We start from the raw sequence: 25,702 nt of genomic DNA on the forward strand, positions 1-25,702 counted from the left end.
GCAGGGCAGACAACCCTATCGGCGCACTGCGGTGGGCTGCGATGGGAATGCAGCGGGCTGCGCGTGAAAATCGCCTTCCGCCGACACCCCCGCGCCGACTACTGTGCCCGGATGGACCTCGTCTTCCTGCACGGCCCCGTCGCGTCGGGAAAGCTCACCGTCGCCCGGCAGCTCTCCGAGCTGACCGGGATCCCCGTCTTCCACAACCATCTCGTGGTCGACCTGCTCCTCGAGGTCTTCGAGTTCGGCTCGCCGGAGTTCGTCCGGCTGCGGGAGACGTTCTGGCTGGACACCTTCGCTGCTGCCGCCCAGGCGGAGAGATCGCTGATCTTCACCTTCGCGCCGGAGGAGACGGTTCCTGCCGGCTTCCCCGAGCGGGCGACGTCCGCGGTTCGCGACCACGGCGGACGCGTGCGGTTCGCGAGTCTCGACGTCTCCGCCGCCGAGCAGGAACGCCGGATCGAGAACGCCGACCGCAAGCAGTTCGGCAAGCTCGCCAGCGTCGAGACCCTGCGGCATCTCCGCACCGCAGGCAGCTTCGCGGCGGAGACCCCTCCCCGGGACATCACGATCGACACGGAGACCACGGCACCGGCCGACGCGGCGGCGGTGCTCGCCGACGCCTTCAATCTTCGCGGCGCACGCGAGCGACGCAGCTAGCCCGCCCCGCGGCGTCTGCGGTCACCCCTCCGTCTCGACCTCGATCACGTCCAGCAGACGGACCATGAGCTCTGCGACGAGGCCGTCGCGGATGTTCGCGTCGATGTGGCCGTCGGAGAAGCGTTCGCCGCGCACCACCCACGTGCACCAGGTGGAGACGTCGGCGAGATCGGCGGTGGGGATGTCTGCCCGATCCAGTGAGTGCATGTGGTCCATGTACTCGTAGTCCGGCCCGGCCAGGCGCTCATGCGCGACGGAGAGAGCCTGACGCAGGGCGCCCCGAGCGCTATCGCCGCGCGGATCGTCGCGCCAGAGATCGACCGCGCGCCCGACCAGCTCCAGATCCGATTGCCTGTTCATGGCGTGGCCTCCTGGTGTGCTTCGGTGTCGGCGGCGACGTGCCACCCTCCGCACAACGTACTGGGGCTCGGGGATCCGCGAAGTCCGTACGGCGAGGCGGCCCGGTCATCCACATGTCGAGCACGGGCCGCGCCGACGCAGGACCTCCTCTGTCACGATGACTTTCCATCCCCGCTCAGGAGGACACGATGCTCACGCTCGATCCACGCACCACGGTCGTCGCGGGGGACTGGCACGGCACTACGCGATGGGCTGCGTCCGTGATCTCTTTCGTCGGCTCCCGCGGTGCACGGACAATCCTCCATCTGGGTGACTACGGGTTCACCTTCGAGGCCCGCTTCGTCGGCGCCGTCGAGCAGGCCCTCGCCGAGTACGACATGCAGCTGCTGTTCGTGCGCGGCAATCACGACGACACCGGCTATCTCGAGCAGCTGGACCGTGACGGGGAGGGCTGCGGGATCGTGTCGTCCCGGGTCCGGCATCTGCGGGATGGCCAGCGCCTCACCGTGGGCGACGAGGTCGCCGTGGCGCTCGGCGGGGCGGCCTCGATCGATCGTTCACACCGGGTCCCCGGGGATTCCTGGTGGGCCGATGAGATCACCCCGCAGGCGGCGATCGACCGCGCCATCACCGACGGGCCCGCGCAGATCGTCCTCGCGCATGACTGCCCCGCGGGAGTCGAGCTGCCCCTCGACCCGCGCTTCGAGGCGTACTACGAGGACACCGACCCGGGGGTACTCGACTACTGCACGGCGAACCGGCTGCGTCTCTGGGAAGTCGCGACGGCGCTTACGCCACGGCTCTGGCTCCACGGGCACTATCACTGCCTCAACCAGGGGCGCCTCCGGCATGACGACGGCACCGAATCTACCGTGATCGGTCTGGACTGCGACGGCACCGCGAGGGAACGGAACCTGGTCTGGTTCGGAGAGGCGGCGTGACCAACTTTCCTAGGTGGCCACCCAGAAAAGTTGGAGGTGGGGAGATGCTGTTGCACGCACCGCTGCGCACCATCACGCAGATATCTTGAGTGCCGCTGGGCCCCATGCGAACGGGCCACCCGCTGGACCGGCAATGCGGTGCACCCACTGGTCATGAACCCGACAGAGGCCGACGGTGCAGGCGAATCCGAGCCCGTGCTCCACGACATCGCTGACCACGACATTTCGCTTCTCGGCAACGCCACGGCGTTCCGTCAGCTCATCGGCGCAGCGGCCTCCTGAATGGACTGCAGGACTCGGGCGACGCCGACCGGCATGTCTGACACGGGCAGCGGAGTGTCCAGGAACGGCGAGGAGCTTGTCGGCCACCAACGCGCGGCGCCCCGCACAGGGAGCACGAGCTCCCCCAGCAGGGAACTTGCGCGCAGCACGACGAACCGGCGCGCTCGCAGCTCCTCACCGTCGGCGTCGAGCACGGGATCGCCGTGTTCGAGGGCCCGCAGCATCACCCCGGAATCGTCCGCGAGGTGCCACGACTCGAGATCCAGCGCAGACCCGGACGCCGACGCGGGGTGCGACGACGGCACGCTCGTCACGCACCGCAGCGGCTGCTCCTCGGCGGGCTCGGTCGCACCGCCTTGCACAGCCGCGGTGGTGAGGAGCTCGCGGACCGCCTCGGCGTAGGCCCGCCCGGCGGCCTGCCCCAGTGCGCCGACGTGGCCGTCGGCCGGTTCGATCTCGGAGCCGTCGGACTGGCGGACGTGGGCGAGGAGGTCATCGCCCTGGGCGAAGTTCTCGACCGTGACGACCACGCTCTCGCTGCTCGGAACGATCTGCGCCGCGGGGGCGGCTGCGACACACGTGGTGCCCGGCCAGACGTGCGTGCTGGGAGCTGCCGCCGTGTCGAGCCATCCCCAGAACGTCCGGCCTGCCCCGGAGGGCTCCTGCACGTGCACGGTGAATGCTCCGGCCACCGAGTTCGGGCATCCGGACCACGGAACGACCGCGACCTCCGGCGGAGCTGCGGCGTCTTCCTTCATGGCGCTCATTCTTCCTAGGCGTCGAGGCGTTCGGGGCAGCAGCGGTCAGCTCTCGTGGCCGCTACGCGCCCGAGGTGCCTTCCTTCTGCGCGTCCTCGTCCACCTCGGCGATGAACGCCTTGAGGATGTCTGCCCGCAGGGTGCCGATCTTCTTCCTGAGCGTCTTCTTCTGCTTACGGGTCGCGCCGGGGGCCATCAGGAGCGCCGCGGCTCGGTCGAGCTGCTCCAGCTGCTTCGCCCAGGTCTCGGCCTGCTTCGCCTCGGCGTCGTCGTCGGCCGAGTCGGTCAGGTACCCGATCTGCTCGCGCAGAGCCTCGATCGTCCGGCGCATGTCCTCCGGGGTGTCCCCTTCGTGCTGGACGAGCCGCAGGATCTGCTCCTGGACCTTCTGCCACACCTCGGGGTTGTCCGCGGCCTTCCTGATCAGCGCGATGGCGAAGGGGCTCATCGTCATCGCGAGGTTGACGAGCGTGTTTCCCTTCGGGACCAGGTTCGTGAGCTTCTTCGTCGCCATGGTTCTCCCGTCGTCGTGAGCGTCAGGTTCGTGAGCGTCAGGTTCGTGGGCGTCAGAGTACGTCCGGCCGCGCCTCAGATCTCGATGTCTCGGCCGTCCTCGGTGCGCAGCTGCAGCACGAAGCGGGAGCCGCGGGCTTCGCGGATCTCGGCGACGCCGTCCTCGAGGCCGAGGGCGTCGAGGGACTTCTGCTGCGGGGCGGGGTTGACCTCGATGCGCTCGAAGGAGACCAGCTCGATCGAGGGCAGGTCACCCAGGCCCGGCTGCGTGGCCGTGCCCCAGTCGATGAGGAAGGGGACGGCGTAGTTGCGCGGGGCCGCGGCCTGGGTGAGCCGCCACTGCAGCTGCGTGCCGTCCGCCGTGGTGCGGGAGAGCTCCTCCACGTCGCCGGGGTCGAAGCTGGCGGCGCGGGCGCGCTCGACGACCTGGTCGATGCCCTCGGGGTGCACGGCGTAGGTGATGAGGGTGGGCTTCTTCAGCCGGTTGATGCTGAAGGTCTTGGGCAGCTCGTCGCCCTCGCGCTCCGGGTCGGGGCCGATCAGCTCGAGGTAGTGGGGGCGCTTCGCGCCGTCCACGGTGAGGGCCACCAGGGCGTTGGCGGTCCCGGTGGGGTGGGTGCCGCCGGGCGCGGCGGTGACGCCGGTGAGCTCGCGGAACCAGTCCACGATCTCGGCCAGGTCGGGGCCGGCGATGACGATGTGGTCGAGCAGGCGGGGGACGCTCATGGGGCGCTCCTTCAGGGAGGTCGGGGTCTCGGCGAGGCCGAGGAAGAGCAGGAGGTGGCGGGCTCCGTCGAGAAGGGGCCACCGTCGATGGCTATGACGTTACCCGGCTTGCCGGACTGTGCGCCCTGTCGCCGCGCAGTCCAGGAGAAGGTGCACAGCCCGATAGCGGACGCTCCGCCGTCTCCGGGGACGCGCAGTGCTCGAGCACACAGGTGGACCGCGGGTGCGAGGTGGTGCCGGCTGGGAGCCGAGGGGGCGACGATCCTGATGCGGATGGTCCGACACAATGAGTCGATGACCCACTTCTATCGGCCTACGGAGGGGCACCGGCTGCCCCACGACCCGTTCAACGCCATCGTCGGGCCACGCCCCATCGGCTGGATCGCCACGCTCGACGCGCGTGGCCGCCGCAATCTCGCGCCCTATTCGTTCTTCAACGCGCTGAACTACCAGCCGCCTCTCGTGGGCTTCTCCAGCAACGCCTGGAAGGACACGGTCGCCAACTGCCAGGAGACGGGCGAGTTCACCTGGAATCTGGTCACTCGCTCTCTGGCGGAGAGGATGAACGCCTCCTCGACGACCGCTGAGGTCGACGAGTTCGACGTCGCGGGGCTGGGGGCCGCTGCATCGAGCGAGATCGCCGCGCCCCGAGTGGCCGCCTCTCCGGTGAACTTCGAGTGCCGCGTCACCCAGATCATCGACCTCCAGGCCGTCTCCGGCGAATCATCCGGCTCCTCGTTCGTCGTCGGCGAGGTCGTCGCCGTCCACATCGAGGACTCGCTGTTGGTCGACGGACTCTTCGACACCGCAGCAGCTGGACCGGTGCTGCGCGGTGGAGGGCCGAGCGCGTACTTCGGGATCGACGAGGCCCAGAAGTTCGATCTGCACCGGCCGGGCTGAGCGCCCGGACCAGCTCAGGGCGGGTTGTCCATGATCTCGCGCCGAGGAACGGGGCCAGCTGTGCGTGGCGGGCTGCGCGGAGGGGTGCGCGGGACATTCGGGTGGACAGCGCATTCCCATGTGCCGTGCGAGCGCGTAGCCTGCCAGGCAGCCTCCGTGAAGCCCCGAAAGGCAGTGACCGCGCGTGTCCACGACCGCCAAGCCCACCCACGAGAACCTCACCAGTGCCCGGGCCTTCCCGCCCAACGCCCCGAGCGATCCCGATGCCCCGCACGTCACCGCCGCTACGGTTCAGATCGAAGCCGGCCGCGAGGTCGGGACGCTCACCAGGCTGTGGGAGAGCGTCGGCTTCGACGAGATCAACTGGACGTACACGCCCACCGGGCGTCACCTCCTGAACACCTTCGGCGACCTCACCAGCACCGGGTTCCACATCCGCCCCCACTACGCGCTGTGCTCGGGCTCCGGCTTCGGGATCCCCCACTGGGGCAACGGGAACGTCTATCACGAGGATTCCCAGGGCGCCCCGTTCTACGACTTCACGATCCTCGACCAGGCCTACGACGCGATCGTCGAGGCCGGTCACCACGTCCTGGTCGAGATCGGCTTCACGCCGCGGGACCTCCTCCCTCCAGAGGCCGACGAGCTGACGATCCCCTCCAGCCCCACTGCGTACTCGGCCTACGAGGCTGGCCAGTGGGCCTACCCGCCGCGCGACGACGACCGGTGGCGCGACCTGATCGCCGCGGTGGCCGCGCACTGCCTCAAGCGCTACGGCGCCGCCGAGGTGGACACCTGGCTGTGGGAGCTGTGGAACGAGCCCGACATCTTCTACTGGCGCGGCACCCCCGAGCAGTTCCACGAGCTGTACGCGGCGACCGTGGACGGGATCCGCAGCGTGCTGCCGCAGGCGAAGGTGGGCGGGCCGGCAGTCACAGGCGGCGGCACCGAGTTCCTGCACGGCTTCCTCGCCCACACCGAAGAGCATGACCTGCCGCTGGACTTCGTCTCCTTCCACACCAAGGGCTCCTCCTTCACCCCGTGGCGCGTGTACGGCCCCACCGGCGGCGACGCCCCGGAGCAGCAGAGCCCGTCGGCCCACAAGATGCTCTACGAGGTGCGCTCGATGCTGCGCGTGATGGCGAAGTTCCCCGCCTATCGGACGCTGCCGGCGATCATCGATGAGTGCGACGCGGGGGTCCCTGCCCACTTCTCGTTCTACGACAACGCGAACTTCCGTTTCCAGAACACCGAGTACTACCCGGTGTTCCAGGTCAAGCTCATGAAGAAGCTCCTGGATCTCAGCGACCTCGAGGGGGCGAACATCCAGCAGGCGATGTCGTGGGCCTTCTACTTCGAGGGCGAGCGCTACTTCGAGGGCACCCGCGCGTTCCTCACCGCGGACCGCATCGAGAAGCCACTGCTGAATGCCTATCGGCTCCTGTCGCACCTCGGGGAGACCCGGGTGGAGGCCACGAGCGACGTCGCCCATGGGGTCGAGCTCCTCGATCAGGCAGGCGGCCGCGCCATGCCCGAGGAGGTCGACGTGCTCGCCTCCCGCGACAGCGACGGTCGGATCGTCACCGCTCTCTGGCGGCACACCGACGACCAGTACCGCACCGCCGACGCACCGACCCCGGTCTCCCTCACCGTGCGCGGGCTCGAGGCCGTCGCGTACCGGCTCACCCATCACCGCATCGATGCCGAGCACTCCAACAGTCACACCGTCTGGGAGAGTCTGGGATCCCCGCAGGTCCCCAGCGATGAGCAGCTCGCCCAGATCCATGCGCGAGAAGGGCTCGAGGAGCTGACGGCGGCGGTCGACGTGACGGCGAGCGCCGAGGGCACCCTCGAGCTGACGCTCGAGCTCCCGCTGCCTTCCGTCTCCCTGCTCGTGCTGGAGGAGGCCCGCTGATCCGCTCCCCCGGACTGTCGCGGATACGTTCGCTCGGCTCGGTCGTGGTGCACGTCGCCTCCTCGCCACGTGCTCGACCCCGCCCTGCGGGATCGCGGACACCGGCACCAGCACCTTCACCTCTGAAGAGCCCCTCTGCCTGCCTGATGGGCCCATCAGGCAGCGGACCCCTTCACACCGGAGGATCTCGAGGCATTCACAGAGCGGCCGCGGATGCCGCTTTCCTCAACCGTGACGTTCCTGTGATCTGTTCTCGGCGGAATCGTCGGCCCCTTCACCCCTATGATGACAACGTTGTCGACCGGTCTGCGGTCGCACTCGATGAGGAGTGGAGGTTCCCATGCGCGATCCGCACGCGATCTTGGAGATGCGCACCATCACCAAGCTGTTCCCGGGCGTCCGGGCTCTGGACGACGTCACGATGACCGTCCGCCGGGGTGACATCCATGCGATCTGCGGCGAGAACGGCGCCGGCAAGTCGACTCTCATGAAGGTGCTCTCCGGGGTCTACCCCCATGGCACCTACAGCGGGAGCATCCTGTTCGAGAGCGAGGAGATGGCCTTCAAGGACATCAAGTCCTCCGAGAGCGTCGGCATCGTCATCATCCACCAGGAGCTCGCCCTCATCCCCGAGCTCTCCGTGGAGGACAACATCTTCCTGGGCAACGAGATCGTCGCCAAGGGGCTCATCGACCGGCGCACCCTGCGGCGACGCAGCCTGGACCTGCTGGCCCGGGTGGGCCTGGACGTCGACCCCGGCACCCAGATCAAGACGCTGGGCGTCGGGCAGCAGCAGCTCGTCGAGATCGCCAAGGCGCTCGCGAAGAACGTGAAGATCCTGATCCTCGACGAGCCCACCTCCGCCCTGAACGAGGATGACTCCGCGAACCTGCTCACCCTCATGAAGGGACTGAAGGCCAAGGGGATCACCTCGATCATGATCTCCCACAAGCTCAACGAGATCGCCGAGGTCTCCGACGCGGTCACCGTGATCCGTGACGGCCGCACCGTGGAGACCTACGACGTGGAGGCTGGCCAGGTCGACGAGGACCGGATCATCCGGGCCATGGTGGGTCGCTCGCTCGACAACCGGTACCCCGATCACGAGCCGAACACCGGCGGCGAGGTCATCCTCGAGGTGCAGGGCTGGACTGTCGAGCACCCCACCGTGCCCGGCAAGCTGGTCTGCAAGGACGAGAGCTTCGTGGCACGCCGCGGCGAGATCGTCGGCTTCGCCGGCCTCATGGGCGCCGGCCGCACCGAGCTCGCACGCTCCCTGTTCGGCCGCTCCTACGGCGTGCACAAGTCCGGCCAGATCTTCCTCCACGGCGCACCCGTCGAGCTGAAGACCGTCCGCGAGGCGATCCGCCACCGCCTCGCCTACGTCTCCGAGGACCGCAAACTCCTCGGCCTGAACCTCCTGGACAGCATCAAGGACACGATCGTCTCGGCGAACCTGCGCGCCGTCGTGCGTCGGGGGCTCATCGACGACGCGATGGAGCGCACCGTCGCAGAGAGGTACCGCAGGTCATTGCGGATCAAGACCCCCGGCATCGACGTCGGCGTCGCCACCCTCTCGGGCGGCAACCAGCAGAAGGTCGTGCTCGCGAAGTGGCTGTTCCCCGAGCCCGACGTGCTGATCCTCGACGAGCCCACCCGCGGCATCGACGTCGGCGCGAAGTTCGAGATCTACCGCCTCATCCAGGACCTCGCCGACCAGGGGAAGGCCGTCATCGTCATCTCCTCGGAGCTCCCCGAGGTCCTGGGGATCTGCGACCGCATCTACACCATCTGCGAAGGACGCATCTCCGGGGAGGTTCCTCGCTCCGAGGCCGACCAGGAAACGCTCATGCGCATGATGACCACCACCGTCGGATCCGCTGCCTGACCGGCGCAGGAACGAGAGAACAAAACAATGAATGCAGTGAAGCAGGTCTTCGGGACGGACTTCCGTCAGTTCACGATGGTGTTCGCCCTCGTGGCGCTCCTCCTGGGCTTCCACCTCGCCTCCGGGGGCAAGATGCTCACCCCCGGGAACATGCAGAACCTCATCGCCGGCAACGCCTACGTGCTGATCCTCGCGATCGGCATGGTGATGGTGATCGTCATCGGCCACATCGACCTGTCCGTCGGCTCGGTCGCCGGATTCGTCGGCATGTGCGTCGCCCTCTCGGCGCGCGACCTCCACTTCCCGTGGTGGGCGGCGCTGCTGGCCGGCCTCGTGATCGGCGCCCTCATCGGGTGCTGGCACGGGTTCTGGCTCGCGAAGATCGGGATCCCCGGGTTCATCACCACGCTGGCCGGCATGATGCTCTTCCGCGGCGGCGTGATCTGGATCAGCGGATCCGTGAGCGTCCCCGTGCCGCCCGAGCTGAACGTGCTGGGCGCGGGCTACCTCCCCGAATGGGGCCCCGCCTGGACGTACCTCAACAACTCCACCCTGCTGCTGGGGATCCTCGCGATCGCCCTGTACGCCTGGAGCCAGATCAGCACCTACCGCCGCCGGGTCGCGGACGGCGAGAGCGGCCTGAACTTCACAGCCGTGATCATCCGCGTGGTGCTCGTCGGCGCCGTCCTCGCCTACGTCACCTTCCTGTTCGGCAGCGGCCGGCCCGGCACGTCCTTCCCGGTGCCCGGCCTGATCCTCGTGGCGCTCGTGATCATCTACCACGTCATCACCCAGCGCACCACGTTCGGCCGCCACATCTACGCCGTGGGCGGCAACAAGCAGGCCGCGGCCCTCTCCGGCGTGAGTGTGAACCGGGTGTATTTCCTGGTCATGATGAACATGTCGTTCCTCGCCGCTCTCGCCGGGATCCTGTTCGTCGCCCGGGCCACCTCCGCCGGCCCCTCGGACGGCAACATGTGGGAGCTCGACGCGATCGCCGCGGTGTTCATCGGCGGGGCCGCCGTCTCCGGCGGCATCGGCACCGTCACCGCGACCATGATTGGCGGCCTCGTGATGGCCACGCTGAACTCGGGCCTGTTCCTCATGGGCGTGGGCCAGGACAAGACCCAGGTGATCAAGGGGCTCGTGCTCCTCGCCGCCGTCGCCTTCGACGTCTACAACAAGCAGCAGGGCCGCCCCTCGATCAGCGGGCGCCTCTTCGGCGATCGGACCAAGTCCGAGAGCACCACCGAGCCCGTGCAGATCGCCCCCACGACCCCCGGCGCAACCGGGCAGTAGTCCCCCTGGGCGGCCGGGCGCAGTCTCCTGGGCGACCGGGCGACAGCCACCCCGGGCGCACCGCCCTCTCCCACATCACCTCACCCCGCATCACCTCATCTGGGAGCCCGATGGCGGGCACCCATCCTCATAAGGAGATCCCATGAAGACCACGAAGACCGTCACGAGCATGACGACCGTGAAGAGAAGGACGTTCGCCCTGGGCGGCGTCGCCGCTGCCAGCTCCCTCCTCCTGGCCGCGTGCGGCGGGGGCCGCACCGCCGAGGACACGGGCGGCGGGGACTCGGGCGCCGGCGGCGGATTCGACGCCGACGCGACCGTCGGGGTGTCCCTCCCCTGGCTCGGCACGCAGAACTGGGCGGAGGCCCAGGACCTGTTCACGGCGCAGCTGAAGGAGGCAGGCTTCACCGCGCTCGTCCAGGCGGCCGACAACAAGGTGCCTCAGCAGCAGCAGCAGATCGAGGCCATGGTCCAGCAGGGGGCGAAGGCGATCGTCGTCGGCCCCATCGACGGCACCCAGCTCGGCAGCGCCCTGAAGGCCGCGAAGGACGCCGGCGTGCGGATCATCGGCTATGACCGCCTGATCGAGAACACCGACGCGGTCGACGCCGTGGTGCAGTTCGGCAGCATCCGAACCGGCGAGCTGCAGGGCCAGTCGCTGCTCGACGGGCTCGCCGAGCGCAAGGGCGAGGGCCCGTACAACATCGAGCTGTTCGGCGGCGGCCCCGCGGACCCCAACGCCCCGAACTTCTTCACCGGCGCGATGTCCGTGCTCCAGCCGAAGATCGACGACGGCACCGTCGTGGTCGTCTCCGGGCAGGTGGACTTCCAGCAGGCCGCCACCCAGGACTGGGACAACGGCAAGGCCCAGAGCCGCATGGACTCGATCCTCGCAGCGAACTACTCCGACAAGCAGATCGACGGCGTGCTCTCCCCCAACGACGGGATCGCCCGCGCGATCATCACGTCCTGCACGGCCGCCGGCCAGGACGTCCCCGTCGTCGACGGCCTGGACGCAGAGACCGAATCGATCACCTCCATCTGGAAGGGCGATCAGTACTCCACCGTCCACAAGCCCACGAAGGACCTCGTCGCGAAGACCATCGAGATCATCTCCGCCTACCAGAAGGGCGAGGAGCCCCCGGCGGCCGACGAGACCGAGAACAACGGGACGATCGACGTACCGATCTACGCCCTGGACCCGGTGGTGGTGACGAAGGAGAACGCCAAGGAGGTCTTCGCCGACGACCCCGATCGCCTGGCACTCCTGGACGGCTGAACCCTCCCGCAGGACGAAACGCAGCAGGTGGCTCCATGGTCGCTCGACCATGGAGCCACCTCTGTTGAGAGGAGCCCTTGGTGGCGAGGAAACGCCCCACGATGAAGGACGTCGCCGCACGCGCCGGCGTGGGCTTCAAGACGGTCTCCCGCGTGATCAACGGGGAGCCCGGGGTCACCGAGCGGACAGCGGAGAGGGTGCATCTGGCCGCCGCCGAGCTGCACTACAGGCGCGACATGACCGCCGGGAACCTGCGACGCGCCACCGGCCGCACCGACAGCCTCGGGCTCCTCGTCGCGAGCGTCGACAACGAGTTCGACGCCGCCCTCCACCGAGCGATCGAGGACGCCGCTCAACAGCACCGCGTCAGCATCTTCACGGGAAGCACCGACGAGGATCCCGACCGCGAGCGCCAGCTCGCACTCGGCCTCCTGGCCCGTCGTGTGGACGGGCTCGTCCTCATGCCCTCCCCCGGCGATCTCTCCTACCTCCAGCACGAGATCGACCTGGGCACCCCGATCGTGGCCGTCGACCGCCCACCCCACGGGATCACAGTGGACACGGTGATGGCAGACAGCACCCAGGGCGCCCGGGACGCGATCGCGCACCTCATCGACCACGGACATCGCCGCGTCGCGGTACTCACCCATCTCGGTACGCTGCACACTGCTGCCCAGCGCATCGCCGGTGCGCGACGCCGATGGGAGGACGCCGGACTGCCCGCGAACGACCTCCAGGTCGTCGACGGACTCACGACCGAGGCGGAGACCGCGCAGGCGCTGCTCGACCTCCTCGACGGCGAGGACCCGCCGACCGCGGTGTTCACCGCCCGCAACCAGATCACCACGGGAGCGGTACGGGCCCTCCAGCAGCGAGGGCTGCAGCGGGAGATCGCCCTGATGGGCTTCGACGACTTCGGTCACGCGGACCTGCTCGACCCCGCGATCAGCGTGGTGAAGCAGGACCCGGGGCAGCTCGGCCACCGCGCCACACAACGACTGCTCGCGCGCCTCGAGGACCACTCGCTGCCGGTGGAGCACCTGGTCCTCGGGACGACCCTGACCCTGCGGCAGTCGTGCGGATGCGGCGGCTGAGAACAGGGCAGGGCGGGCGCGACTATCATGCTCACAACCATGCCGGAGCAGTTGTCGAGGGAGCCCAATGTCCACGCACGACGCGTTGCGGGGACTCCCCACCCTGCGGCAGGTCGCCGAGGCCGCCGGGGTCAGCATCAAGACGGCGTCCCGCGCGCTCAACGATGAGGCGCACGTCGCGCCGATCACCTACGAACGGGTGAAGAAGGCTGCCGCCGAGCTCGGGTACCGCCCGAACCTCCTGGCGCGCGACCTGCGCTCGCACCGCACATCGAACGTCGTCGCGATGGTCATCGCGGACGTCTCCAACCCCTTCTACCTGGCGATCGCCTATGCCGCCGGCCAGGTGCTGGCCGCACAGGGCCTGCTCCTGTTCACGGGAGTCAGCGACGAGGACCCGGCCTCGGAGGCACGCGTCATCAGCGGTTTCCTCGAGCGTCGTGTCGCCGGCCTGCTCGTCGTCTCCTCGCGCACGGACCACCGTCATCTGCAGCATCACGCGGAGAGCCGCACCCCGACGGTGTTCCTGGACCGACCGGGCCACGGCCTGGAGGTCGACGAGGTCATGTTCGACAACGTCGGAGGATCCCGTGCGGCCATCGACCACCTGCTGGCCCAGGGGCACCGGCGGATCGGAGTCATCGGCGATCTCGGCTCTCTGCCCACCCATCGCGAGCGGATCGCCGGCGTGCGCCGCGCCCTGGCCGAGGCCGAGGTGCCGATCGACGAGGGTCTCATCGTCACCGACGCCCACGACGCCGACGGGGCTAAGGCCGCGATGCGACAGCTGCTGGCACGCCCCTCCCCACCCACTGCGGTGTTCGCCACGAACAACCGGATGGCGGTCGGTGGGATGCGCGCGGTGGCGGACGCCGCGCATCCTCCCGCGCTGATCGGTTTCGACGACGTCGAGCTCGCCGACGTGCTGGGGGTCAGCGTGGTCTCGAATTCCCCCGCCGACATGGGGACCGTCGGCGCCGAGATGCTGCTGGAGAGGATCCATGGCCGAGCAGGGCGGCGCCGCCGGGTGCGGCTGCCGACCGAGCTGGTCGTGCGCCGCTCCACGGCGACGCCGCTGGAGTGACCACGCTGCGGCGATCCGGCCCGCCTCTGCGGCGGCGCGGGTCAGGCGCGCTGCGCCGTCACCGCCATCACGGCGAGGTCGGGGTCGTCGCCGACCGTGATCGAGGTCAGTTCCCGGGTCGGGTCGGCCGGGACGTCGAGCAGCCACAGATCGGTCTCCGGTCCTACCCGGCCGACCCCGTTCTCGATCCGGTACTCCTGGTGGAGGCCCGGCCGGTTGTCGAACTTCGGTGAGCCGCCTGCCCAGTCCCCGACCGAGACCGTGGTCTCCTCGGCGCTGCCGTCGGCGTAGGTGAGGGTCAGCGGCACGTCGCTCGTATCGCCGTTGCGGGCGGTGGCGAGCAGGGTCAGCCGCTGGGTGAGCTGCCCGACCTCGACAGTGAAGGGGCCGACCGCCAGGTTCGGGTCCGTGCCCTCGGTCGAGGGGATCCGCATCACCACGTCGTCGACCAGCGCCTCGCCGGGCGCCGGCAGCTCATCGCCCGCGAAGGCCCATCCCTTTCCGTCGAAGTCCCCCGCCGAGGTGTCCTCGAGCGTGGCGACGCCGTCCAGGGTGAGCGCATCCTCCAGCGGCACGATGCACTGGGAGCCCGCCGCCTCGCAGCCGGTATCCAGCACCTGCACCACCAGCTCGGACTCGACGGTGCCGAGCCGGGAGGTCACCGTCGCGGTGACGGTGTGCTCGCCCGCGGGAGCATCGGCCGGGACGGTCAGCGTCACGGGCAGCTCGGCGCGCTGCGGGGAACCGTCTCCCTGCACGCGCAGCTCCCCCTGCTCCGGGGTCACGGCGACAGCATCGTCGGAGGTGAGGGCGACGTCGGCCGTGATCTCGCCGCGCCCGGTCAGCACGGCCGACACAGTGGCGTCGATCGTCGTCTCCTCGCCCGAGATCACTGTCAGCGGCGCCTCGGTGGTGAGCGCGGCGCCGAGATCCTCCTGCTGTCGCTCTCCACGCCCGGGGACCGGGGCCGGCGGCTGCTCGCCGCGGCGGGTGGCCCAGTCCGAGGGCTCGGTGCCGAGGCCGATATCGAGGTCCGCCCCGTCGCGCAGGTCGGCGGCGGTCAGCCAGCTCTGGCGGTGCGTGCGGCCGTCGAGCTCCACCTGCTGGACATAGCGGGCGTCCTGCGAGGTGCCGGGCGCCTCGATCACCAGATCACCGTCGTAGAACGGCTTCGGCAGGTCGATCACGGCGCGGTCGAAGACCGGGGACCCGATCGTCAGGACGTCAGTGCCGGCGATCGCCGGGTAGATGCCCAGCGAGGACAGCACGTGCCAGGCGGACATGGTGCCGACGTCGTCATTGCCGGTGATGCCGGAGGGGTTGTCCGAGAACAGGGTGAGCGCCGCCCGCACCACGTCCGAGCTCTTCCAGGGCTGCCCCGTCCACAGGTAAAGGTAGGGGGCGTGCAGGTCCGGCTCGTTCTGCGGGTTGTAGCGGGAGGTCCCGTAGTAGTCGTAGGCGCTGTTGACCCAGACGTCGCGGGCGGTCCCCTCGGGGTCCGTGAGCAGCTGGTCGTAGGCGAAGAAGCTGTCCAGACGCTCGTTGGTGGCCTCCGTGCCGCCGATCTTCGCGATCAGCCCCGGCACGTCCTGCGGGACCAGCCAGTTGTACTGCCAGGAGGTGCCCTCATGGAACCCCTTGGTGAAGGCCGGGTCCGGATCGCCGACGAAGACCCCGTCGGCATCGCGGGGCTGGGGGAACCCTGTATCCGGGTTGATGATGCTCTCCCAGGAGCGGGAACGCTCGGCGTAGCGGAGCGCGTCGTCCTCGTGGCCGAGGTCCTCGGCGAGCACCGACATCGCCGCATCGGCGACCGCGTACTCCATCGTCGCCGACCCTGCATGGTCCAGGTCGCAGTCGCCCGGTCTGCACTCCGCCCCGGTCTCGGCGGGCACGTACCCGTGCTCGAGGTAGTGGTCGTTGCCGGCGCGCCCGTTGGCCGGATGGTCCGACGACGGGACGGTGTCGGCGTTCTGGACCAGCTGCGTCCAGAGTCGATCCTCCCAGCCCTCGAGGAGTCCGTACTGCTGGGCCGTGACGAGCTGCGGGGTGACGGGGTCGCCGGTCATCACGTTGGTCTCGACCGGTCCCCATCCCCAGCGCGGGAGCCGCCCGCTCTGCTCGCCCTGCAGGATCAGGGAGATCGACTGGTCCCGCGCCTCCTGCGGGGCGATCAGCGCCAGCAGCTGGATCTGGGTGCGGTAGGTGTCCCACAGCGAGGAGGTCTGGTAGTACCCGTGGCCGTCGGCGGTGTGGACCTCGTCGTCCCAGCCCAGGTAGCGGCCATCGACGTCGTCGCCGCGGTGCGGTCCCAGCAGGCTGCGGTACAGGGAGGAGTAGAAGGTGCTCTGCTGCTCCTCGGTCCCGCCCTCGACCGCGATGGCGTCGAGCCGCTCCTGCCAGACGCTGCGGGCGGCATCACGCACCTCGTCGAAGCTGCGCCCGCCCTCTTCGGCCAGGTTCCCGGCGGCACCCTCCGCGTCGACCCAGGACAACGAGGTGGTGACCTCGACGTCCTGGTCCTGCGTGGTGTCGAAGCCGATCCAGGCTCCCTGCCGCGACTCCCCCTCGGTGGCGGCGGAGCCATCGGTGCTCGCGGCGGTGAACTCGTCGCCGTCGAAGAGGTCGACGTTCTCGATGTCGCGGTCGAAGGTGGTCAGGAAGTGCAGCGTGTACGGCTCGGTCTCCTGGCAGAAGCCGGAGCCCTCGACCGTCGTGCGGATCGTGCGGGCGTCGAGGACCTCGACCTTCGAGCTCCTCATCCCGTGCAGCGCCTGCCCGGCGTTGAGCATCAGGCCCGACTCCTCGGAGCCCTCGTAGGTCAGTCGCTGCTGCCCGGTGCGGGTGGTGGCGGTGAGCTCCGCGGTCACCGCACCATCAGGGTCATCGAGGGTCACCTGGTAGGACCCCGGGGAGGCCGATTCGGTCTCGTGCCGGAAGGGCTGCGCGTACTCGCCGTAGTCGGTGGAGTCCGGCCGTCCGGTCATCGGGGTCATGGGCAGATCGCCGCCCAGCCCGCAGCCCACGCCCGAGACGTGGGTCATCGAGAAGCCCCGGATGCGGTCGTCGGTGTACCGGTACCCGGCGTAGTGCCCGGTGTCCGGGGAGAGCTGCACCATCCCGAAGGGCAGGCTCGCTCCGGGGAAGGTGTTCCCCTCGGCCTGGGAGCCGATGAAGGGGTTCACGAGGTCGACCGAGTCGGCCGGGGAGGCTGCGTCCGTCGGCGCGGCGGAGGCGAGCGGGGCGGCCAGGCTCAGCACGGCTGCGAACGCGATGAACGGGGCGAGGCGGCGATGCGACATCGTCTGCTCCTACTTCTCGGGGGCGGGCTGGTCGACGTCGATGTCGAAGAACTCGAGCTCGGCGAGCCCGACCTCGTCGGAAGATCCTTCGAGCACCCGCAGCCGGTAGTGGGTGTACGTGCCCGGGCCCCGCGTCCCTGTGGCCTGGAACGGCCGGGTCTGGTTCTCCCACTCGAAGGCCTCCCCCTCGCGGCGGTCGATCTCGTACCACCGTTCGCCATCGCGCGAGCCCTCCACGACCCACGCGGTCGGATGTCCGACGGAGTCGTCACCCGAGGTCAGCGTGTACATCGTGACTTCATTGCGCGGGGTGTCCGACTTATAGGTGAGGGCGTCCTCCGGGGTGAGGACGAGCTGGGTCGACGAGTCGTCGTCGACGACCTGCTCCGCGCCCTCGACCCCTCCCACCTGTGCCGGGTCGGCCAGGAGATCGGTGAGCGGCTCCGGGGGCTCATCGCCCGTGGTGGGCGACGGACGGGCATCCTCGGGATCCGCTCCCCAGTCGGAGGGCTCCGGGCCCATCGTGAAGTCGAGGACGGCGCCGTCGGCGAGCGTCTCGTGGTCGATCCAGGCCTGCTCCCGGTTCTCGCCGTCGACCGCGAGGGACTGGACATAGATGTTCTCGGTGCTGTTCTCGGGGGCGTTGACGACGATGTCCTCACCGCCTGGGAGATGGACGGTCGCCTTCGTGAACAGCGGCGAGGTCACGGCGTAGGTGCCATCCCCGAGCTGCTGCGGATAGAGCCCGAGCATGGTGAACAGCCACCAGGCCGAGGTCTCCCCGTTGTCCTCGTCGCCCGCATAGCCCTGGCCGATATCGCTGCCCACGAAGTGGCGCGACTGCACCTCACGGGTGATCTGCTGGGTCTTCCAGGGCTGGCCGGCGTCGATATAGGCGAACGGGATGTGGTGGGAGACCTGGTTCGAGAACCCCCACTGGCCCATCCTGATGTCGCGGGCCTCGGTCATCTCGTGGATGGTGCCGCCGTAGGTGCCGGGGAATCCGGCCGTCTCCGGGGTCGAGTAGAACTCGTCGAGCTTCTTCGCCAGGTCCTCTCGACCGCCGTACAGGTTCGCGAGGCCTTGGCCGTCGAACGGGGCGTGGAAGGCGAAGTTCCAGCCGTTGGTCTCGGTGTAGTCATGCTCTCCCCAGGACCTCGGGTCATACTCGTCGGGCGCGTAGCGGAAGCTGCCGTCGTCATTGCGGCCCTGGAAGAAGCCGACCTCCGGATCGAAGTGGTTGACGTAGTTGTTCGACCGTGCCTCGAGGTAGGCAGACTCGGTGCGGAGCCGCTCCTGGTCGGCGTCGCTCAGCCCCGGTTCCGCGGCGAGCTGCTCGGCCTGTCGGGCCAGGGCGAAGTCGTTGATGCCGCCCTCGAGCCCCCAGGAGGTTCCCTCGCCGACCTCGGTATCGGTCCAGCCGCGGAAGATGGAAGTGCCCAATCCCTTGCGGCCGACGTCGGCGTCCGTCGCGCTGCCGGGCGGGGTGACGGTCGCATTCTTGAGGCCGGCCTCGTAGGTGCCCTTCGGATCCGGGAGCTCGACGCCCTTGGTGTAGGCGTCGGCGAAGGCGGCGTCGGAGCTGGTGCCGGTCATCAGGTTCGCGTAGCCGGGCGAGGACCAGCGAGAGACCCAGCCGCCGTCGCGGTACTGCTGCACGAAGCCGTCGACCAGTTCGCTCGCGTCATCGGGCATGAGCAGGCTGTACGCAGGCCAGGCGGTCCGGTACGTGTCCCAGAAGCCGTTGTTGACATAGATCTTGCCGTCGACGATCTTCGCACCGGTCTCGGTCTCGGTGCTCTCTCCTGTCGGGTCCGAGACCGGGGAGGCGTACTGGAACTGCGGTTCCTCCAGGGTGCCGGTGTTCTCGAACCCCGAGTTCGGGTAGGCGCTGAGGCGATACAGGTTCGAGTAGAGCGTGGTGAGTTCGTCCGGCGAGGCGCCCTCGACCTCGATGATCGACAGCTTCTCGTCCCAGGCCGCCTGCGCGCGGTCGCGCACGGTGTCGAGGGTGTCGTCCGCGGTGATCTCTTGCTCCAGGTTCCGCTTCGCCTGCTCCAGGCTGATCAGCGAGGTGGCGATGCGCATCGTGGCGCTGCCGTCGGCCTCGGGCGCGAGCCGCACCCAGCCGGTGTTCCCATCCTCGGCGTCCTGCTCGACCACCTCCTGGTCGAACTCGGCGTGGACGAACAGGCGCGTGGCGCCGGCGGACAGTCCGCTGCGCACGTCGGAGTATCCGGACACGGTGCCGTCGTCGTTCAGCGTGAGACCGGAGTCGTCATTGACGTTGTCGAAGATGACGGAGGCGTCGCCCTCCGGGAAGTCGAAACGGACCAGCGCAGCGTGGTCGGTCGGCGCCATCTCGGTGACCATGCCGTTGTCGAACTCGACGCTGTAGTGATGGGCGGTGGCCTTCTCCTTGTCATGGGAGAACGTCATAGCCCGAGCATCCCGGTCAGTCTCCGGGGCGCCTTCAGCCGTCGAGGGCATGAACTGGAAGGTCTGCCGGTCACCCATCCAGGGGCTCGGGGCGTGGCTGGCGGCGAAGGCCTGCAGCTGCGGACGATTCTGCTCGTCGTTGCCCTGGTGATACGAGTAGGGCCAGTTCAGTGCGCTGGCGTCCGTGACCGGGGTCCAGAAGTTGAAGCCGTGCGGCACCACGGTGGCAGGCAGATTGTTCCCGCGCGAGTAGGAGCCGGAGGAATGTGTCCCGCGGCGGGTGTCGACCCAGTCCGAGGGACGCTCCTCGCTCTGGACCGGGCGTTCGGCGATCTCGATGTCGTCGATCCAGCCGGCGAATCCGACGGGCCCGACGGGGGCGTCGTAGCCGAGCAGGATGCGGTCGATGGTCTTGCCCTCCGCGACCTCGCCCAGCCGCAGCGTGCGCTGGTTCCACTGGTCAGTGAAGAGGGCCTTGGACTCTCCTTGCCCGGCGGGCGAACTGTCGAACCGGTACTGGTCCTGCGCGCCGAGCTCGCTGAGGTAGGTGCCGTCGGTGAAGGCGAGGTCGATCGCGGTGTTCGTCGAGGCGTAGCTCTGGTCGCCCCCGAACTCCGGGAAGATGCGGTAGCTGAGCTCGGTGTCCGCGGCGATGGGGAGATCGACGTCGTGCAGCTTCTGCCAGTGGTGGCCGCCGCCTTCGGAGGTCGTGCTGCCGGAGTAGCGCAGGGAGCCCACTCCGGTGAATCCGACCTCGGTCGCCGACGCGTACGCAGCGGCGGGGCCGCTGCCGGGCGTGACCTGCATTCCGGGATCGGCCTCGGCGGAGCCGTCAGACAGAGTGAGTTCGGCGAGCTGGACGGTGTCCCCACTGGCGACGGCGGAGATGTCGAGTCGGTAGAACGGGTACGCGGTGGTGTTGTCGGTCTCGTAGGTGGTCGCGGAGCTGCGCCCGTCGAACGACTGGTCCGCCTGGGTGTCCAGGGTGGTCCAAGTGGCGCCGTCGGTCGAACCCTGCAGGGTCCAGTCCTTCGGATCCCGCTCGGGCGAGTCATTGGCGGAGGTCAGGAGGTAGTCGGCGACCACGAGCGGTTCCTCGAGTTCGATCTGCAGCCAGGCCGCGGAGTCGAAGGCCAGCCACTTCGACGCGGAGCTCCCGTCCACCGCCTTCGACGCCGATTCCTGCGGCGAGTTCTCGGCACTCGCGGTCACGGCGCTGACGCGCGAGGTCAGGTCGCCGGGGACCGACGAGGTGGCGATGTTCTCGGACCAGGGGGTCCCGTCGGGGCGGGTCTCGGCCTGATCGGTCCAGTCGAGCTCCGGGTCGTCGGTCTCGTACGAGGTCGCGAAGCGCGGTGCGGGCTCCTCGGACGTGGTGCCCGGAGCGTCCGGTGCGTTGGGCGCGGCGGCCGCCGGCGGCAGGACCGTCAGGCCGAGGATGAGCGCTGCCGCGAGGGCTGCTCGGGAGACTCGGGCCGAGCGCGGAAGACGTCTGCTGCTGGTCCTGGACATGTGGTGGTTCCCCTCATGAGGTGCCCGGCCGCCGTGCTCCGTGGGTGAGGCTCTCCCTGCGGGCTCCGGTGCCGACACGCCTTTGACAACGATGTCATCTGCGATGGTAGCGACCTACGTCACCCCCGGGAACCCCTCTTGCCAAAGATGTCCGATTCGTCGAGATTCGGCCACTGCCCGGAATTCCTCGCCACATAGCCGGAGCCCGCCCCTGATCAGGGACGGGCTCCGGGCTGCACGACGATCGCCGGGTGCGGCTCAGCCGCCGATCTCGGCGCTGCCCGCGGCGGCGGCCTCCCGCTCGCCCTCGGCGGCGCGGGCCCCGGCCTTCTCCAGGACGCCGGCGCGGCGGTCGTCGACCTGCTGCGGCGCGAGCCGGGCGCCGCCGGAGGTGTCCGCCGGCGCGGCGAGCTCGGCACACTGGCCCTCGGATGCTCCGCGCACGCGGTTGTCCGTGCCGGTCGGGGCCGGGTCGTTCCCGTCGCAGCGCAGGTCGCCGCGGACGATCGTGCTGCTGATGAGCACGCCGTCCGTGTTGTCCGTCAGCGCGACGTCGCCGCCGACGTAGCTGACGCCGCAGGGTCCGACCGGTGCACCGGCGCTGATCTGCACCACTCCCCCGCTGCCCGCGTAGCTGAGATTGCCGTCGACCTCGCTGGTGCACAGCAGCCCGCCCTCGGCAGCGTCGGTCACGCTCAGATCGCCGGTGATCCAGCTGTCGTAGATGTCCGTCAGGTGTTCGTCGGTCGTGATGACGTCACCTCGGACCACGGACCCGTCGAGATAGGTCTCCCCGCTCGCGGCGACGACCCTGGCGCTGTGCTCCGAGCCCAGGCTGTAGAGGAATCCTGACTCCTGGGCGTCGGTGCGGCCAGCGACGGCACCGTCCTCGACGTAGGCGCCGTAAGCCGAGCGCAGGACCAGCTTGCCCGCGATGGTCGACCCCTTCGCGTCGAGATAGGCATCCTCCTGCACACGGAGGTTGCCGTCGAACGTGGAACCCTGGGCGATCAGATCCGCCCCCGCTCGAACGGTGACGTTCCCGGTCACGGTCACGCCGGACAGGTCGCAGGACTGGTCGGCGCGGACGACCAGGTCCCCGGGGACGGTCACGTCGGCGGCGGTGCCCAGGCAGTACGTGGTCAGTGCCCCGTGGGCGGGCAGGGCGATGCCCATCGAGAGCAGTCCTACGGCGGCAGTGGTGGAGAGTGCGGTGCGCCAGCGCATGGCGGTCCTTTCGTCGTCACATCATCGTGAGGGACGGGCTGGAGCGTCGATCACCCCAGCCGTCGGAGGGATTGCGGGACGTCCGACGGTCGCGCCGAGACGTCGCAGCCCTGGGTCGATCTGCTGCGTGCACTCGGCGCGGTCATCCTCGGACGCCACCGAGTCAACACCCTTTCTCACCTGTTGACAAGGTTGTCATGCGGCTGGAACCCTGCTCCCGGGTGGGGAGGTGTCACCCGGAGGCTCGCGATGACGCGGGCCCGCAGTGGCTCGGGCACAGCGGCCCGGCACGAACTGAGCGGATGATTCGCGATGAGACCCTTGACCAGATCACGAACGGCACGCAGCGCCGCGGCACTGCTGACGGCACTGGCGCTGAGCGTCGGCGGGACGGTCGGCGCCGCGACGGCGGCCCCTCCCCCGAGCGGGGCCGACGCGGCGGTGCACGATCCTCTCGACCACGTCGACCCGATGGTGGGCACCGGTGCGGCGACGGGGGCCGTGGTCGGGGAGATCAACAACTTCCCCGGCCCGTCGATGCCCTTCGGGATGGTGCAGGTCTCGCCCGACACCCCGAGCTCCTATGCGGGCTATCGCCACTCCGACTCCGAGATCAGTGGCTTCAGCCTGACCCACGCGGCAGCGGGCTGCAACGTGTTCGGCGACCTTCCGCTGCTCCCAGTCACCGGGGAGATCGGCGAGGCACCCTGGGACCGCACCGAGCAGTTCTCGCATGACGCCGAGTCCGCCGAGGTCGGGAAGTACGCCGTCACCCTGGAGAACTCGGACGTCGACGTCGAGCTGTTCGCCGCCACCCGCTCCGCCGGCATGACGTTCGACTTCCCGGAGGGCGAGCCGGCCCAGGTGATCCTCGACGCCGGTGGCTCGAAGGCCAGCGTGTACGACGTCGACCTGGAGGTCGAGGGGAGCACCGTGACCGGCGCCGTGACCACCGGCGGGTTCTGCGGGAAGGGCAACCAGCACACCACCCACTTCGTCATGGAGTTCGACACCGCTGTCGAGGACTTCGGCACCTGGCAGGACGGCGAGCTCCGTCCGGGCGAGGCGACCGCCACCGGGCAGGCTGCCGGCGCCTGGCTCACCTTCCCGGCCGGCTCCGAGGTCACCGTCAAGTCGTCCATCTCCTACGTGGATGCGGCCGGGGCAGCGGCGAACCTCGCCGAGGAGATCCCCAAATGGGACGTGGACTCCCTCCAGCAGGCCAACCGTGACGCCTGGGCCGAGATGCTCGGCAGGATCGAGGTCTCCGGAGGGGCCGACTCCGACACCACGATGTTCTATACCTCGCTGTACCACTCGCTGATGCACCCGAACACCTTCAACGACGTCGACGGGCGCTACGCCGGCTTCGACGGCGAGATCCACGAGGTCGACCCGGGCCACACCCAGTACGCCAACTTCTCCGACTGGGACACCTACCGCTCGCTCGCTGCCCTCCACGCGATCATCGCTCCGGAGCGTGCCTCCGACATGGCGCAGTCCCTGGTCAACGACGCGGAGCAGTTCGGGTGGCTCCCCCGATGGCCGGTGGCGAATCAGCCGACAGGGCAGATGACGGGTGACTCCTCCGTGCCGCTGATCGCGTCCCTGCACGCCTTCGGGGCCCGTGACTTCGACGTGGACGCCGCCCTGGACCACATGATCAAGGGCGCCACGCAGACCCCCGCGGACACCGACGGGTACGTGCAGCGCCCCGGGCTCGAGAGCTACCTCGAGCTCGGGTACGGCCCCCAGACCGAGGACTTCCGAGGCGACCACAGGATCGTCGGCGCCTCGGTGACCCTGGAGTGGTCGATCGCCGACTTCGCGATCGGGCAGCTGGCCACGGCCACCGGCCGGGACGAGGTCGCGGCCGAGTTCCAGGCACGCGGGCAGTACTGGCAGAACATCTACGACCCGGCCACAGATCTGATGTCCGCCCGCTCCGAATCCGGGGAGTTCATCGAGCCGAGCGGCGGATCAGGCTTCGGGCAGGAGGGCTTCGACGAGGGCAACGACCATCAGTACACCTGGCTGGTCCCCCAGAACGTCGCCGGCCTGGTCGAGGCGCTCGGCGGGAGGGAGGCGGCAAGCACGCGGCTCGACGAGTTCACCTCCGAGCACAACGCCGGTGACGGTTCACCGAAGCTGTGGATCGGCAACGAGCCGAACTTCGGTGTGCCCTGGCTGTACAACTACGTCGGCCAGCCGGCGCGCACCTCGGAGCTCGTCGACGACATCATCGATGAGCTGTTCCAGCCCACGCCGAACGGCAAGCCCGGCAATGACGACCTCGGTGCGCAGGCCGGGTGGTACGTGTGGGCCGCGATGGGGCTGTACCCATCCACGCCCGGCACCGACGTGCTGACCCTCAACGCCCCGCGCTTCGAACGGGTGGCGATCGACCTGGGCGAGGATCGCCAGCTGGAGATCCTCGCCCCGGGCGCCGCCGGGGGCAGCAGATACATCGCCGGCATGGAGATCGATGGGGAGCCGTGGGAGCGGACCTTCCTGCCCGAGGACCTGATCGCCGAGGGCGGCGTCATCGACATGTCGATGTCGGATTCCCCGGATCAGGGCTGGGGCACCGGCGAGGAGGCGGCTCCGCCGTCGTTCCGTGAGGGCGAATCCCAGCTCATCGCGACGGCGACTCCGTCCTTCCGCACCGTTGCGCCGGGAGAGTCCGCGACCGTCACGACCACCGTGCAGGCATTCGGCGGGAACCACCGTCCGGTGGCCGTCGACGTGGACGCTCCTGAAGGCATCTCCGCCACGGCACGGCCCCTGCGCCCTGACAGCTCCGGGCAGGTGGTCGCCGATATCGACCTCACCGTCTCCGACGAGGTCGCCGTCGGGGATCATGACGTTGAGCTCACGGTGGGTCGGAAGGGGTCCGACGAGGTCAGGACGCTGCCGATCCGGCTTCGCGTCGCCCCGCCAGGGTCGCTCACAGCGGCATTCAACACCGTCGGCAGCGCCCCGGACGACGGCTCCTCACCGGGAGATCTCGACGGGTCGGGCAACAGCCTGTCGCAGGAGGCGCTGGCCGATGCGGGACTCGTGCCGGGCTCCGGACATGAGGTGCACGGCCTGGCCTTCTCGTGGCCCGACGTGGCCCCGGGCAGTCCGAACGCCCTGACCGCCGACGGGCAGCGGGTCGAGCTGCCCGGCCCGGCAGAGTCGATCTCCTTCGTGGGTGTGGGTACCCACGGCAACGTCGACGACACGGTCTCGGTCGAGCTCACCGATGGCACCACGCAGGAGGTGCCGATCGCCCTCGGGGACTGGGTGCTGCCGACCGAGGACGGCTCCCCGATCGACGGCAACACGGTGGTCGCGACGATGGACCACAACTCCGGCGGGGCGAGCACCACCTATCTCTTCGCAACCGACGCCTGGTCCCCGCCCGAGGGGACGCAGATCGCCGCCGTGACCTTCCCGAGCAACGAGAACCTGCACGTCTTCGCGATCGCGGACGACGGGGCGCAGGTCGCGGAGATGGCGTAGCGGACGCGAGGTGAGG

The 25,702-nt window shown here is 69.3% G+C and carries 18 protein-coding genes; 11 read left to right on the forward strand and 7 right to left on the reverse strand.

The features are described 5' to 3' along the window. The first annotated feature begins 111 nt into the window (after positions 1-111). Positions 112-660, forward strand: a complete 549-nt coding sequence (locus INT49_RS04415; protein WP_193116500.1) for a P-loop NTPase family protein — start codon at positions 112-114, stop codon at positions 658-660. Between the two features lie 21 nt (positions 661-681). On the opposite strand, the gene INT49_RS04420 is transcribed toward INT49_RS04415, so the two are convergent. After that, positions 682-1,020 (reverse strand): DUF6508 domain-containing protein, encoded by a 339-nt coding sequence (locus tag INT49_RS04420; protein WP_193116501.1) that lies wholly within the window; start codon positions 1,018-1,020, stop codon positions 682-684. Between the two features lie 188 nt (positions 1,021-1,208). On the opposite strand from INT49_RS04420, the gene INT49_RS04425 reads away from it, so the two are divergent. Both INT49_RS04425 and INT49_RS21370 read left to right on the forward strand, forming a co-directional pair. Further along, positions 1,209-1,961: a metallophosphoesterase gene (locus INT49_RS04425; RefSeq protein ID WP_193116502.1), complete on the forward strand. Its 753-nt coding sequence runs from the start codon at positions 1,209-1,211 to the stop codon at positions 1,959-1,961. 153 nt (positions 1,962-2,114) lie between these two features. Continuing rightward, the gene (locus INT49_RS21370) at positions 2,115-2,243 is read left to right on the forward strand and encodes a hypothetical protein (RefSeq protein WP_264298749.1); all 129 of its coding nucleotides are present in this window, start codon (positions 2,115-2,117) and stop codon (positions 2,241-2,243) included. Here INT49_RS21370 and INT49_RS04430 read toward each other — a convergent pair. The 3 genes from INT49_RS04430 to INT49_RS04440 form a co-directional block, all read right to left on the reverse strand. After that, positions 2,216-3,010: a hypothetical protein gene (locus tag INT49_RS04430; protein WP_193116503.1), complete on the reverse strand. Its 795-nt coding sequence runs from the start codon at positions 3,008-3,010 to the stop codon at positions 2,216-2,218. The genes INT49_RS21370 and INT49_RS04430 overlap by 28 nt on opposite strands. A gap of 52 nt (positions 3,011-3,062) precedes the next feature. Then, entirely contained in the window at positions 3,063-3,515 is a 453-nt protein-coding gene (locus tag INT49_RS04435; protein WP_193116504.1) for a hypothetical protein, read from the reverse strand. A gap of 74 nt (positions 3,516-3,589) precedes the next feature. Continuing rightward, complete coding sequence (locus tag INT49_RS04440; RefSeq protein ID WP_193116505.1) at positions 3,590-4,240, reverse strand: VOC family protein; 651 nt, start codon at positions 4,238-4,240, stop codon at positions 3,590-3,592. A 294-nt stretch (positions 4,241-4,534) separates the two neighbouring features. Here INT49_RS04440 and INT49_RS04445 point away from each other — a divergent pair, with 294 nt between their 5' ends. The 7 genes from INT49_RS04445 (at position 4,535) to INT49_RS04475 (ending at position 13,699) form a co-directional block, all read left to right on the forward strand. Continuing rightward, a complete protein-coding gene (locus INT49_RS04445; RefSeq protein ID WP_193116506.1) occupies positions 4,535-5,140 on the forward strand; it encodes a flavin reductase family protein in 606 nt (201 codons plus the stop codon). A 184-nt stretch (positions 5,141-5,324) separates the two neighbouring features. After that, positions 5,325-7,055: a GH39 family glycosyl hydrolase gene (locus INT49_RS04450; protein WP_193116507.1), complete on the forward strand. Its 1,731-nt coding sequence runs from the start codon at positions 5,325-5,327 to the stop codon at positions 7,053-7,055. A gap of 340 nt (positions 7,056-7,395) precedes the next feature. After that, the gene (gene mmsA / locus INT49_RS04455) at positions 7,396-8,943 is read left to right on the forward strand and encodes a multiple monosaccharide ABC transporter ATP-binding protein (RefSeq protein ID WP_193116508.1); all 1,548 of its coding nucleotides are present in this window, start codon (positions 7,396-7,398) and stop codon (positions 8,941-8,943) included. A gap of 27 nt (positions 8,944-8,970) precedes the next feature. Then, positions 8,971-10,242: a sugar ABC transporter permease gene (locus INT49_RS04460; RefSeq protein WP_193116509.1), complete on the forward strand. Its 1,272-nt coding sequence runs from the start codon at positions 8,971-8,973 to the stop codon at positions 10,240-10,242. A gap of 142 nt (positions 10,243-10,384) precedes the next feature. Further along, complete coding sequence (locus INT49_RS04465; RefSeq protein WP_226849717.1) at positions 10,385-11,521, forward strand: substrate-binding domain-containing protein; 1,137 nt, start codon at positions 10,385-10,387, stop codon at positions 11,519-11,521. An 80-nt stretch (positions 11,522-11,601) separates the two neighbouring features. Then, complete coding sequence (locus INT49_RS04470; protein WP_319021509.1) at positions 11,602-12,615, forward strand: LacI family DNA-binding transcriptional regulator; 1,014 nt, start codon at positions 11,602-11,604, stop codon at positions 12,613-12,615. A gap of 67 nt (positions 12,616-12,682) precedes the next feature. After that, the gene (locus INT49_RS04475; protein WP_193116510.1) at positions 12,683-13,699 is read left to right on the forward strand and encodes a LacI family DNA-binding transcriptional regulator; all 1,017 of its coding nucleotides are present in this window, start codon (positions 12,683-12,685) and stop codon (positions 13,697-13,699) included. Between the two features lie 41 nt (positions 13,700-13,740). On the opposite strand, the gene INT49_RS04480 is transcribed toward INT49_RS04475, so the two are convergent. The 3 genes from INT49_RS04480 to INT49_RS04490 all read right to left on the reverse strand — a co-directional run bounded on the left by INT49_RS04480 (position 13,741) and on the right by INT49_RS04490 (position 22,179). Next, the gene (locus INT49_RS04480; protein WP_226849718.1) at positions 13,741-17,001 is read right to left on the reverse strand and encodes a GH92 family glycosyl hydrolase; all 3,261 of its coding nucleotides are present in this window, start codon (positions 16,999-17,001) and stop codon (positions 13,741-13,743) included. A 9-nt stretch (positions 17,002-17,010) separates the two neighbouring features. Continuing rightward, complete coding sequence (locus INT49_RS04485; protein ID WP_193116511.1) at positions 17,011-20,952, reverse strand: GH92 family glycosyl hydrolase; 3,942 nt, start codon at positions 20,950-20,952, stop codon at positions 17,011-17,013. A 258-nt stretch (positions 20,953-21,210) separates the two neighbouring features. Beyond that, a complete protein-coding gene (locus tag INT49_RS04490) occupies positions 21,211-22,179 on the reverse strand; it encodes a hypothetical protein (protein WP_193116512.1) in 969 nt (322 codons plus the stop codon). Positions 22,180-22,500: 321 nt separating this feature from the next. On the opposite strand from INT49_RS04490, the gene INT49_RS04495 reads away from it, so the two are divergent. Then, a complete protein-coding gene (locus INT49_RS04495; protein ID WP_226849719.1) occupies positions 22,501-25,686 on the forward strand; it encodes a GH92 family glycosyl hydrolase in 3,186 nt (1,061 codons plus the stop codon). The last annotated feature ends 16 nt before the right edge of the window (positions 25,687-25,702 follow it).

Source organism: Brachybacterium tyrofermentans (genome assembly GCF_014897585.1).
Classification (GTDB): Bacteria; Actinomycetota; Actinomycetes; order Actinomycetales; family Dermabacteraceae; genus Brachybacterium; species Brachybacterium tyrofermentans.

Excerpts from the sequence above, each read along its gene's own strand:
- INT49_RS04415 (WP_193116500.1), top strand. The coding sequence starts at position 112 with ATGGACCTCGTCTTCCTGCACGGCCCCGTCGCGTCGGGAAAGCTCACC.
- INT49_RS04420 (WP_193116501.1), bottom strand. The coding sequence starts at position 1,020 with ATGAACAGGCAATCGGATCTGGAGCTGGTCGGGCGCGCGGTCGATCTC.
- INT49_RS04425 (WP_193116502.1), top strand. The coding sequence starts at position 1,209 with ATGCTCACGCTCGATCCACGCACCACGGTCGTCGCGGGGGACTGGCAC.
- INT49_RS21370 (WP_264298749.1), top strand. The coding sequence starts at position 2,115 with ATGAACCCGACAGAGGCCGACGGTGCAGGCGAATCCGAGCCCGTGCTC.
- INT49_RS04430 (WP_193116503.1), bottom strand. The coding sequence starts at position 3,010 with ATGAGCGCCATGAAGGAAGACGCCGCAGCTCCGCCGGAGGTCGCGGTC.
- INT49_RS04435 (WP_193116504.1), bottom strand. The coding sequence starts at position 3,515 with ATGGCGACGAAGAAGCTCACGAACCTGGTCCCGAAGGGAAACACGCTC.
- INT49_RS04440 (WP_193116505.1), bottom strand. The coding sequence starts at position 4,240 with ATGAGCGTCCCCCGCCTGCTCGACCACATCGTCATCGCCGGCCCCGAC.
- INT49_RS04445 (WP_193116506.1), top strand. The coding sequence starts at position 4,535 with ATGACCCACTTCTATCGGCCTACGGAGGGGCACCGGCTGCCCCACGAC.
- mmsA (WP_193116508.1), top strand. The coding sequence starts at position 7,396 with ATGCGCGATCCGCACGCGATCTTGGAGATGCGCACCATCACCAAGCTG.
- INT49_RS04460 (WP_193116509.1), top strand. The coding sequence starts at position 8,971 with ATGAATGCAGTGAAGCAGGTCTTCGGGACGGACTTCCGTCAGTTCACG.
- INT49_RS04465 (WP_226849717.1), top strand. The coding sequence starts at position 10,385 with ATGAAGACCACGAAGACCGTCACGAGCATGACGACCGTGAAGAGAAGG.
- INT49_RS04475 (WP_193116510.1), top strand. The coding sequence starts at position 12,683 with ATGTCCACGCACGACGCGTTGCGGGGACTCCCCACCCTGCGGCAGGTC.
- INT49_RS04480 (WP_226849718.1), bottom strand. The coding sequence starts at position 17,001 with ATGTCGCATCGCCGCCTCGCCCCGTTCATCGCGTTCGCAGCCGTGCTG.
- INT49_RS04485 (WP_193116511.1), bottom strand. The coding sequence starts at position 20,952 with ATGTCCAGGACCAGCAGCAGACGTCTTCCGCGCTCGGCCCGAGTCTCC.
- INT49_RS04490 (WP_193116512.1), bottom strand. The coding sequence starts at position 22,179 with ATGCGCTGGCGCACCGCACTCTCCACCACTGCCGCCGTAGGACTGCTC.